Source organism: Exiguobacterium sp. (assembly GCF_020832205.1).
Classification (GTDB): domain Bacteria; phylum Bacillota; class Bacilli; order Exiguobacteriales; family Exiguobacteriaceae; genus Exiguobacterium.
The window spans coordinates 57,437-68,942 of sequence record NZ_JAFIFD010000037.1 but is presented as its reverse complement, the minus strand read 5'-3'; the positions used below and the strand labels follow the sequence as shown (position 1 = coordinate 68,942).

Here is an 11,506-nt window from a genome sequence, read left to right as displayed (position 1 = left end):
GTAGCCGGCGCCCATGGCATCGGGAAAATCGATCACATTGAGAACCGGGTCGTCGGTATCAAGTCACGTGAAGTGTATGAGGCACCTGGAGCGATGACATTGATCACGGCACACCAAGCACTCGAAGCGCTCACGCTCGTCCGTGAAGTCGCACACTTCAAACCGATCGTCGAGCAAAAATTGACGGAGACGATTTACAACGGCCTCTGGTTCTCACCGCTCACAAAGGCGCTCCTCGCCTTCATCGATGAGACGCAACAGACGGTAACGGGCACGGTCCGGATGAAACTCTTTAAAGGGCAAGCGATCGTCGACGGTCGGAAATCGCCAGTCTCGCTCTATGATGAAGAGCTCGCCACGTATACGTCGGCTGACACGTTCGACCAACAGGCTGCTGTCGGCTTTATTAAGCTGTGGGGTCTCCCGACGAAAGTACAAGCGGAAGTGCTAGCAGAGAAAGGAACGATGGTACATGAGTAAACTGTGGGGCGGCCGGTTCGAACAGACGGCAAGTGAATGGGTCGACGAGTTCGGCGCCTCAATTCATTTTGACGCCCAGCTCGTATTAGAAGATATCGAAGGGAGCATCGCCCACGTGACGATGCTCGGAGAACAAGGGATTTTGACTTCAGCTGAAGTCGGTCAAATCGTCGGCGGTCTCCATACGCTCGCCGAAAAAGCGAACGCGGACGAGTTGACGTTCAACGTCTTCCACGAAGACATCCATATGAACCTCGAGGCGCTTCTTCACGAAGAGATCGGCCCGGTCGCCGGTAAGATGCACACGGCCCGGAGCCGAAACGATCAAGTTGCGACTGACATGCACTTATATTTGAAGCGGCGCGTCCTCGAGACGATCGAAGGCATCGAAGCGGTACAACAAGCGCTCTACAGCCACGCATCGCAAAACGTTGAGACGATCATGCCGGGCTACACGCACTTGCAGCGGGCCCAACCGGTCTCACTCGCCCATCATTTGCTCGCTTATTTTTGGATGCTCGAGCGCGACAAGGAACGGTTCACCGACAGTTTAAAGCGCATCGATGTCAGTCCGCTCGGCGCCGGCGCCCTCGCCGGGACGACGTTCCCGATCGACCGTCATCGTTCAGCCGAACTGCTCGGTTTCAATCGCGTCTATCCGAACAGCCTCGACGCCGTCAGTGACCGTGACTTCATTTTGGAATACTTGTCGAATGCGTCGCTTCTCATGATGCACTTGTCACGTTTCTGCGAAGAGTTGATTTTATGGAGCAGCGAGGAGTTCAAATTCATTACGATCTCCGACGTGTTCTCGACCGGCTCGAGCATGATGCCACAGAAGAAAAACCCGGATATGGCTGAACTCGTCCGCGGCAAATCCGGTCGTGTCATCGGCAACTTGATGGGGCTCCTCACCATCATGAAAGGGCTCCCCCTTGCCTACAACAAAGACTTGCAAGAAGACAAGGAAGGCATGTTCGACACGGTCAAGACGGTGCAAGGTAGCCTCAGCATCATGGCCGGTATGATTCAAGATATGACGTTCCATGCGGAGACGATGAAACAAGCGACCGAACGCGACTTCTCGAACGCGACCGAGCTTGCCGATTATTTATCAGCCAAAGGGATGCCGTTCCGGGAAGCACACGAAGTGACGGGCACACTCGTCCGTCACTGCATCGAAGAGCGACTCTACTTGTCTGAGCTTCCGCTCGAGACGTATCAAGCCCACAGCGCCCTCATCACTGACGATTTGTATGACGCCTTGTCACCGGTGACGGCGGTCGCTCGCCGGAACAGCTACGGCGGGACGGGCTTTGACTCCGTTCGGACCCAGCTGGATGAAGCAAAAGAAAAATTGCCGACACACGTATGAACAAATGAGGACCCGGTCGCTTATGACCAGGTCCTCATTTTTAGCTTGTCAGCCGAACGAACTGGTGTTAACCTATTATTAGTTAACGTTAACAGAAAAGGGGTTTACATATGAAAATCAAGGACATCACGCAAATCGCCATCGGGGCAGCGCTCCTCGCAAGCATCGGTTCGGTCGCCATCCCGATCGGCCCGGTCCCGATCACGCTTCAAATGCTCGGCATCATGACTGTCGCCTCCATACTCGGGGCGAAAAAGGGTTCGCTCGCCGTCATCGTCTATTTGTTGCTCGGCATGATCGGCTTGCCGGTATTGAGCGGCTCGGGCGGTCTCGCCCCGTTCGTCGGCCCGACGGTCGGTTACCTTCTCTCGTTCCCAATCGCGGCCTACTTGATCGGCTATTTTTCTGAACAACACCGCTCCTTCCCGGCCCTCGTCACGTACAACTTGGTCTTTGGCCTCGGGCTCGTCTACCTTCTCGGCAGCCTCGGATTGCAAGTCATGCTCGGATTGTCGTTCTCGGATGCTTTGACCGTGAATATCCCGTTCATCATCGGAGATACGTTAAAAGCATTGCTCGCGGCCTTCCTTGCCGTCAAAGTGACGGCAAACAAACAAGTGCAACGTTCCCTCGCTTCTTGAACATTGAAGCGTTTCGCTCCCTTTTACCGGTGGAACATATAAGTATGGAAGGGGGTGTCCTTATGAGCGATTCATCGTTTAAAAAGCGGTTGATGAAAGCGACCCATCTCCATCGCTCGAGTGAAGGACAACGTCGCGGCAAAGATGAGCGACGGCATGAGAAACGAGACACCGAGGCGTTTGAGCGGCGCTTGCGCGAAGCGAAGAGTAAGGTCGGCGAGATTCAAGAAAACATCGACCATATTTCTAGACGATAAAACCCCGTCCAATATAGACGGGGTTTTCTTCATGATCTCTTTTTCGGACGCGGCCGGACGAACAGCGCGACGATGAACGTGAGCGCGAGGACGACGAGCAGTCCAAGCGAGAGGTCGTTCAGGCCGAGCAAGTTCAACGCGACGCTAACGGCGACGACAACATAAAATCCGCCGAGCGCTTTTTTCACGAGTTGAGAACTGAACCGTTGCAACTGTCTCGCCCCGATCGGCGAGCCGAGCATCGCCCCGGCAATGAGCGCGAGGCCGTGCCAATAGTTCGCGTCGGCACCGGCGACCGCATAGTTGATGACGCCTGACACGACGATGAGGAACGCCGCGGCGATACTCGTCCCGACGGCCCGCTTCATTTCCGTGTTGAGCAGTTTGACTTGAAGCGGCGTCAACACGAACCCTCCACTGACGCCCATGAGCGACGAGATGAAGCCGCCGAATAGTCCGATAAACCCGATCCGCGGCACCGATTCTGAACCGATACTCCCTTCCTCATGTTGCTTCGAACGGAAGAAGGAAACGGCGAAATACGTCAAGAGGGCGATATACGCGAGCGAGATGACCGGTTTCGCCCCGTCTAGCGTCTCTAAATAGAACACGAGCGGGGTCGCCACCCACGTCCCGACGATCCCGAACGCCCCGATTAAGAGGGCGTGTTTCCGATTGACGTTTTTCAGCTTGATGTGCGAGATCGTCCCCGCCGTCGTCGACCCGAGGGTGAGCATGAGACTGAGCGCGATGGCCGCACTCGCCTCGTAGCCGAAGACGAGCAAGAGCGGCGTGAGCAAAATCCCGCCCCCGATGCCGAAGAATCCGCTCAAAATCCCGATGAGCGTGCCGAGCAGTAGAAATGATAGTAAAGCGATGATGTCCATTCTAGTCCCTTCTTTCTTTCCTTCTCGTTAGCAATCATAACAAAAAGAGACGCAATCTGCGCCTCTGATCTGAATTATGGATACAAGTCTTCATCTTGCAAATACCCAATAAAGGCATCTTGCAGTTCCATTTCGGTGTCGGTCCCGTCAAGCAATACCGTCGCTTCGATGTCAGAATCCGTCAATGGTGACGTCCCATCAATCGCGCCGAACACATGAGACACCGTGTCCACCATGACGACTTCAATGATATGCATCATCAACCGTTGTTGCTCTGCATTCATCTGTTGATACATGTGAATCGCTTGACTGTACAAGTCAACCTCTGAAGATGAGATTTCTTCTTCGTACATTTCCTTATACATGTGAAGACCTTCCTGTACGACAGTCTCATACACAGCCTTCACGAATTGATCCGTCTTTTCACTCATCTATAAAATCCCCTTTGTTCCATCTTTAAGATCGAGGCACGTAGTCCTTTCATAAGTCCATCATGCTTCAGTAATCACTTTTTTAACAAAAACCCCTTCGTCCTGCTTACCGTCAATTTCGAACAGACACTGCTGTTACTCGACATCCCAGAAACGTCGCCACAAATCGAACGTGAGTTGAACAAATTCTTTAAAGAGTTTAATATCCTAAAACAACCTTAAAAAAGCAGTTAGATTTCCAATGTATCGAGATTATTTTACTTCAAGTTTAGTATCCTTTTAAACTTATTTACTTCCAATTCTCTAACGTCCAGCTTGCTGAGATCCGCTCGACTAATAGCGGATAACTCCATATACCCCAAGGAGATAATTGTATTTGTTCTTCTGTTAATTCATAGACTTCATCTCTATACCAAGTGACATAATCTACGATGTGCCACCCCACAAGATTCCCCTCGTTATCTGTTATCTCTGTTCTAAATTTTTGAGGGATTTTAAAATCCTGAGGTATGTCATAGTTCGAAATGGCTTCAATGATCTTTTGTCTTTTAGCCGGTTTAAGTGGGCAATGTAATAGATACGCTTCTTTCCCTGCGACTATTTCTTTAAGATTTTCTGGAGGTTTTTCATATACTCCGGGCAATATTCTTACCAACTCGCCTATCGTTTCATCTTCGTGAACATATTGAAGATAAGCCTCTCCGTTAGGTGTGTTAATCTTGAACACATCACCGATTTTTATTATTATCATTCTGATCACTTCCTAACTCTCGTATGTACATTGAATCTTGTCGGAATCAGTTTCATCAATAAAAATTCAAGATTCAAATCAAGCTCAATCAATGTACCATGAGGATTCCATGTCTCACAGACAAACCGAAAGAGCTATATCCATTTCTCTCGCTCTATAAGAAACTGCCGTTTACTCAAGACAATATCGAACCGTGCGCTCCTTGGAATCAATCAACTGAACTGTCTCATCAACATTGAATATGGATGATTAAGTTGGTTCTTCAAACAAGTGCGTTTTATCGATTCCATTCTCCATGAGCTTGTACAGTAAAACCTAATTCCTCAATCATCTCGCCATCCGTTCAATTATAGCAAAAACGGCGGCGGCAAGATTTCAGTCATCTCTTGCTCCAACTGTCTATAGAACTTCTCCATCTCCTCTTTCGAGAAGAAGAATGCATCCACCCCTTCGGTCCAGTTCTCGCCCAAAACGTCCATTTATACAATTCGTCCACCTTTCGTTCAATCCTCAAGACGAAATATGGTTCAATCGGATCGAGTAAATACTTGTCCGAGGTGCCATCTAACAACTTCCTCATATGAAACAAAAGATCTTGGAACTCCGATTTGAGGAGCAAAGCCCCATAAAAATTAAAGATGAATCTCTGTTCTACCTCGATTGTGAACAAGGAAGCGATGAACACGTCTTCCCCTTTTTCTGAATACTTTCTTGGAAACAGCTCAATCGTTACGTCTTCATGATGAATCTTCGCCATTTGATTATTCCAATCGATTTCAATTCATATAGGATACTTTGCATCGATGACCAGTCGAATGAAAAGAGTCTAGGATTGCCTAGACTCCACGTTTATAGCACTCGCTCTAAAAAGTCGAACAGTCGCTCCCGGTATTCGGCTTGGAACGTTTTATGGGAGGCGACATGACCGGCATTGTCGGTCACCCACAGTTCGATTTGGTCGTTTCGTTCGGCCAACTGCTCGCTTTCTGACACGGGGATGGCGTCGTCCCCCCTCCCGTGAATCAACAGAATCGGCGCATCGATGTTTTCGACGTCATCGATCGGTTTGACGAGATCGGCATCAAGTCCCGTGAACCAAGGAGTCACCGTCATGATGACCGGGGTGAACGGGAAGTTCGGCAAATCGCTCCATACCGGCAAGTTCGTCTCGAGGTAGCCACGCAAGTCACTGAACGGACTGTCGGCGATGACGGCCGCGACCGCTGTCTCATCTGCTGTCGAGAGCGCCGTCGCTGCGCCCATCGAGACGCCGTATAAGACGATCGGTCCATCCGTTCGTTCATTGGCGAAGGCAACGGCCGCTTGCAGGTCGGACTGTTCTTTCGCCCCGACCGTGACGCGGTCACCTTCAGAGATCCCAGACCCTCTGAAATCGAACGTCAAAAACTGATAGCCTTGTTTATGGAACTCTGGGATCAGTTCTTTCAGCGGCAAGTCGGACTGTTCCCGGTTCTTCCCGTAACCATGGGCGAAGACGATCGTCGCCCGCGGTGTCGGGTGAGGGATCCACCAGCCGTATAGGTCGCTGCCGTCCTCGGCTTGAATTGTCACGTTCTCATATTTGATATCGAGCGCTTTCGGGGTGAACGTCAACGTTTCTCGTACCGGCGATGTCAACTGGTCCCCGATATGGGCTGAGATGCCTACGACGACGAGAAAGACGACGAGAAGAATGACGCCGAGCGCCACTCCTGTATATTTCATAACACGATTCATCTGTTTACCCCTCTCCATTCATTCCTCTTACCGCAGCCAACTCCGAAGCGCGACGAGTGCGTGCTGTACCGGTTCCCACGTCGCAGACGGAATGACGTGACACGTCGCCTCATGGATCGTGAACGTCTTGACGTTTTTTTGCTTCACGATGTTCTCACCGATCGGGCCAAACGGGACGCTGTTGACGTCGACATGGTCAAACGTCTTCCATACCCGTTCTCCGTCTTCAACCATCGCACAACCGAAAGCTTTCTTCGGGCTATCGATCCCATACTCGGCGTAATGCCAGAGCGTCGTCGCATCGAGCGGAGAGCCGAGATGCAGAATTTCCGCCTGACGTTCGATCATCTTCTCGATCGGTGAACCGGGACCGAAGCCGACGTCGAGCGTGTGATTCGAGACAATCTGCTCGGCGCCTTCCCCCCAAGCTGCGACCGACCACATCGGGTGACTGCTCCGATAGACGTCCGGGTACGACCTGAACAATTCCGGGACACGTCCCATTCCGCGCGTCGCCGTCTTTTCGGGATCATAGGCCGGCATCGTCGAGCGGATTGTCTCCCACCACTCAACCGGGACCGGAGGCGCTTCCCATTCGGCCGGGTCCGAGTTGTCCCCGCTCTGGGTCGCCATCATGAGGAGCCCTTTCGTCCCGACCGTTTCTTGCAACGCTTCGATGACCGTCTGGGCGCCGCCACACACCCAGCCGAGCTTCGAGAGGGACGTGTGGACGAACAATGCATCCCCACGGTTGATTCCGGCTGCTTGTAACTGCTTGACTAAACTTGATTTCGTTTCGATATGCTTCATCATCTTTCACTCCACGACGAGCTGGATCGTTGACCCGCTCCTAGTTTTCTTCACTTCGATGCGGGCATCGACACGGTCTTTCAACTCTTGGACGTGACTGATGACGCCGACGAGCCGGCCGCTCGACTGGAGCGACATGAGCAACTCGATTGCTTGGTCGAGCGATTCGGCGTCGAGCGTCCCAAACCCTTCATCGATCAACATCGTCTCAAGGCTGACACCGCCACTCAGTTGTTGCACGACTTCGGCCAAGCCGAGGGCGAGCGAAAGGGACGCTTTGAAACCCTCACCGCCGGATAAGTTTTGGACCCGACGTGATTGACCGGTATAGGCGTCAAAGACTAATAATTCGAGACCGGACTTCGCATTTCCTTTCGCCGTCTCAATTTTGCGTTCGAGTTGGAACTGTCCGCTCGTCATCTGGTCGAGATGGATATTGGCCGCATGTAAGATTTGGTCGAAGAACGCCGTCTGCACGTACGTCTCAAACGTCAACTTTTGCGGGTTCAATCCGCGGCCTGTGTCAGCGATCAACTTGATCGTCTCTAGTTGCCTGACGTCGGCATCGGTCTGTTCCCGGAGCGCGTTCCATTCGCCGACCGTCTGACGGTGACGCTTCAAGTGGACGTCGGCCGTCACGAGACGTGCTGAAAGCGATTCGTTCTCTTCATGCGCCGATTGAAGGCGTTCTTTGAGCGCTTCGACTTCAGGACGAGGCCGTGAACCAATTTTGGCTTCGAGTGCCTGTAAGGCGTGCTCGATTCGCCCTGCTTCTTCGAGCTCTTCTGTGAGACGCTCTTTTAACGCCGGCAATGTGTCGACGAGCGTGCGGTCCTGTAAAAACGCGTCTTCCGTCAACCCGACCGTCTGGAACGCCTCGTCGAGTTGTACCTTCACCTCGTTCAACCGGCGCTGTTCAAACTCGAGTTGTTCGGTCAACAACCGGAACCGTTCAGCTTCGCCCCACTTCAAACGATTGACCTCTTCATAGCGTCGCTCGAAATCCGTGACGTCGCGTTTGATTTCTTGAAGTCGAAGTGCCAAGCGGTCCCGTTCGGCCGTCAATGTGGCGCGTGTCATGCCGTCTAGTTGTCGCATCGTTTGCAACTTGTCTTGAATCAACTGCAACTCTTCAAATAAGGCTTGCCGCTTCTCCGCCTGCTCCCGCTTGGCGGTCTCGAGTTTCCTGACCGCTTGCGCTGTCGTCCGATACGTCGCCTCAACGCGCTTTCGCTCTTCGATGTCGTCTCGGAGTACTTTGACGAGAGACGCTTGACGTTTGAGCGCCTCGGTGACCGGGGAGTCGAGTTGTAACGTGTTTGCAGCGGCGTCGCGCTCCTCGACGAGTTCATCGAGTTGGCGCTTGAGCGCCCGGTAATCGGCGCGTGCCTCATGGAGCGCGGTGTCGAGACGTCGGAGCGTTTCGACGGCTAATTGATGCTCACTCTCGTTCGCCCCTCCGGCAGAACGTTCGACGCGTTCATGTGTGCGCGAGCCGCAAACCGGGCATGGGGCACCTTCCTCGAGCCGGTCTCGGAGCGTGTCCGCCATAAGCGCGTGCTCGGCTTCAAGGAAGCGTTCGACACGTTCAGCTTGAGCTTTATGTTGCCGTTGGACATCTTTCCCGTTCCGCTCACAAGTGGCGAGCTGTTCGGCGACACGGTCACACTTCTCGACGAGTCGCGTATGGTTCTCGAGTTGACTGTAGAGTCGTTCCGCGTCGCCGAGTTGATTGGACGCCGGCTCCGTTTCAAGCTGTTTCGTTAGCGTATGTTCCACTTCCCGTAGCTCAGCCAAGCGGGACTCGTCCGTGAACACGCCGAGCTGCTCGACTTGCTGCTTCAATGCCTTCCGCTTTTCTGTCGCTTGTTGCCATTCATCGACGTACGGAAGCAACTCTTCGATGTCGGTCACGCGGCTATTCGCCCGTTCAGCTTCTTGACGCAACTCGGCGACTTTGTCGGATTGTTCTTTTAAAGACGTGAGCTGTTGCTCATACGACTCGTCCCGTTTTTGAGATTCGATTCGGTCTCGGTTAATGCGCTCGATATCGAGCTGGAGCGTCTCGAAGCGTTCATAGTGAGGATTAAGTTTCACGACTTTCTCAAGACGATCAATCAGAGCGCGTCGCTTCGTGCGCTCCGCTTCGGTGTCATGAAACGTCTTGAGCGCGTTGCGTTGCGCATCCCGCTCCTCCATCAACCCCAGCAGTGTCGTCGCCTCGGACAAGTGCGTCCGGGCGTCGTCAAGTCGTTTCTCGGCCGCCCGCTTCTCGACCTGTACCGTCTCTTTTTCTTGTAACAGGCGTTCTTCTCTTGCGTCGAGCCACGTGACAATGTCCGGCACGTTGCGCGTCGAAATCATTTCGATGTCTTCGTCTTCAAGTTCCAACAATTTTAACCGGGTCGTCTCGATTGCCCACTCGACTCGTTTTCGATACTTCCCATGTCGCTCGACCCAATCTTCTTGGAACGCACGATACGCTTCCGTCTTGAAAATCGACTGTAAAATCTGTTGTTTCTTGACGGAGTCCGAGTCGAGCAGTTGCCGGAACTGGTTTTGGGGAAGCAATAAAATTTGGCTGAACTGTTCGTAACTGAGCTGGAGCAACGATTCGATCGTCTGTTCGACGTCGTTCACTTTCGTCGCCACAGGTTTCCATGCATCTTTCCATTCATAGAGCACCGCCTCGTGCGGAATCGGCGTCTTGTTTTTCGGATGCGGTTGCTGCGGTTGGCGGACGATCCGATAGTGCTCGTCTCGAATCGTGAACGAGAAGTCGATCTCGGTCTTGCGCTCAGGCTCTGCATATTGGCTCCTGAAGTCGCTCGCGTTCCGGAGCGAGCCGCTCGCCCGGCCATAGAGCGCGAACGTCATCGCGTCAAAAATCGTCGTCTTGCCGGCGCCCGTGCGCCCGCTGATGACGAACATCGAACGCCCCTCCAGTTTTGTAAAATCAATCGTCTCTGTCTCGGCGTATGGTCCGAATGCGGTGATGGTCAGGTTGACTGGTCTCACTTCACGCCACCCCCTTCGATCAGTGCGCGGACATGTGCGTCGGCGTCTTTCCCATGGACGGCTTTGAAGAAGTCGAGATAAACGTCCTCGACCGAACGGCGGTCGAGCTTCTCACGTTCGACCCGAGACGTCTCCTCCTGACGGCGCAACAGTTCGAGCTCAAGATGGAGGATGTTCGGATATACCGTGCGCAATTTCGCCATCGGGTCGAACAACGCGCGCTCATCCGTTAACACAATCTTCAAATAATCCTCTACCGCTTCGTCTTGGTAGAACGACGGGGCGAGCAGCTCGTCTAACGTCCCGGTCAAGATGCGCAAGTCGCGTCGTGCCTCAAGCGGGCGACGACGGCGCGTCCACTCCCCGTCCCACTCGATGATGTCGACTGATTTCACATGGCTTGCCTCGGAAAACGAGTATTTCATGAGCGAACCGCTATATGCGATTCGGTCATCTCGAATCGCGTCCCGGTTGTGCAGATGACCGAGCGCCGTATAGCCGAACGGGGCATATAAGCCTTTTGCGACTTGCCCGGCCGTCCCAACGGACAGTTGACGCTCCGAGTCGGTCTCGAGCCCGCCCGCGACGAAACTATGGCCGACGGCGACCGCTCGTGAGTCGATGGCTCCGAAGGATTCGACGACAGCGGCGAGCGCATCGTGATGGGTCCGAATCGACTCGTCATCGAAGGCGTACCGGATGCGTGCCGGCTCAAGGAACGGCATCAAATAAAACGGGACACCGCCGACTTCGAGCGGTTCCGTACCCGGCTCAACCTTCCCGACGATATGGAGTCCGACTTTCGTCAATAATTTCGAGCTATATTGTAAACGCTCTGCCGAATCATGATTCCCGGCGATCGCGAGGACGGGGATGTTTCGGTCTAAGACGAGCGCTTTCCACATCTCATCGAGCAAATCGACGGCCTCGACCGGCGGCACGGCACGGTCGTACAGGTCGCCCGCGACGACGATCGCGTCTGGCTTCTCCTCATCGACGATGGTTAAAAACGAATCGAGCAAGACGATCCGTTGGTCTTCTGTCATATGGCGGCCGTGGACGATTTTACCCAGATGCCAATCGGCTGTATGTATCCATTTCATGTCACTTCACCTCGTA

The 11,506-nt window shown here is 53.2% G+C and carries 12 protein-coding genes; 4 read left to right on the top strand and 8 right to left on the bottom strand.

Annotated features, from left to right (window positions below; genetic code table 11):
* The 4 genes from JJU47_RS09075 to JJU47_RS09060 all read left to right on the top strand — a co-directional run.
* Positions 1-480 (top strand): adenine nucleotide alpha hydrolase family protein (locus tag JJU47_RS09075; RefSeq protein WP_228618458.1); only part of this gene is annotated, 480 nt, incomplete at its 5' end.
* Complete coding sequence (gene argH / locus JJU47_RS09070; RefSeq protein ID WP_228618456.1) at positions 473-1,855, top strand: argininosuccinate lyase; 1,383 nt, start codon at positions 473-475, stop codon at positions 1,853-1,855. The genes JJU47_RS09075 and argH, both read left to right, overlap by 8 nt.
* Before the next feature lie 110 nt (positions 1,856-1,965).
* Positions 1,966-2,496: a biotin transporter BioY gene (locus tag JJU47_RS09065; protein WP_228618454.1), complete on the top strand. Its 531-nt coding sequence runs from the start codon at positions 1,966-1,968 to the stop codon at positions 2,494-2,496.
* A 62-nt stretch (positions 2,497-2,558) separates the two neighbouring features.
* Entirely contained in the window at positions 2,559-2,753 is a 195-nt protein-coding gene (locus JJU47_RS09060) for a hypothetical protein (protein WP_228618451.1), read from the top strand.
* 29 nt (positions 2,754-2,782) lie between these two features.
* On the opposite strand, the gene JJU47_RS09055 is transcribed toward JJU47_RS09060, so the two are convergent.
* The 8 genes from JJU47_RS09055 to JJU47_RS09025 form a co-directional block, all read right to left on the bottom strand.
* A complete protein-coding gene (locus JJU47_RS09055; protein ID WP_228618449.1) occupies positions 2,783-3,640 on the bottom strand; it encodes a sulfite exporter TauE/SafE family protein in 858 nt (285 codons plus the stop codon).
* A 74-nt stretch (positions 3,641-3,714) separates the two neighbouring features.
* Positions 3,715-4,071 carry a transposase gene (locus JJU47_RS09050; RefSeq protein ID WP_228618447.1) on the bottom strand — a complete coding sequence of 119 codons (357 nt, stop codon included), beginning with the start codon at positions 4,069-4,071 and terminating at the stop codon, positions 3,715-3,717.
* Between the two features lie 289 nt (positions 4,072-4,360).
* Entirely contained in the window at positions 4,361-4,822 is a 462-nt protein-coding gene (locus JJU47_RS09045; protein ID WP_228618445.1) for a hypothetical protein, read from the bottom strand.
* Between the two features lie 347 nt (positions 4,823-5,169).
* A complete protein-coding gene (locus JJU47_RS14620; protein ID WP_300997734.1) occupies positions 5,170-5,301 on the bottom strand; it encodes a hypothetical protein in 132 nt (43 codons plus the stop codon).
* A 370-nt stretch (positions 5,302-5,671) separates the two neighbouring features.
* Entirely contained in the window at positions 5,672-6,559 is an 888-nt protein-coding gene (locus tag JJU47_RS09040) for an alpha/beta hydrolase (RefSeq protein ID WP_228618443.1), read from the bottom strand.
* A 27-nt stretch (positions 6,560-6,586) separates the two neighbouring features.
* Complete coding sequence (locus tag JJU47_RS09035; protein ID WP_228618441.1) at positions 6,587-7,369, bottom strand: AAC(3) family N-acetyltransferase; 783 nt, start codon at positions 7,367-7,369, stop codon at positions 6,587-6,589.
* A 6-nt stretch (positions 7,370-7,375) separates the two neighbouring features.
* Positions 7,376-10,387: an AAA family ATPase gene (locus JJU47_RS09030; protein ID WP_228618439.1), complete on the bottom strand. Its 3,012-nt coding sequence runs from the start codon at positions 10,385-10,387 to the stop codon at positions 7,376-7,378.
* Positions 10,384-11,490, bottom strand: coding sequence for an exonuclease SbcCD subunit D (locus JJU47_RS09025; RefSeq protein WP_228618436.1), 1,107 nt, complete (start codon positions 11,488-11,490; stop codon positions 10,384-10,386). Before JJU47_RS09025 ends, JJU47_RS09030 begins: the two co-directional genes overlap by 4 nt.
* Positions 11,491-11,506 lie beyond the last annotated feature (16 nt).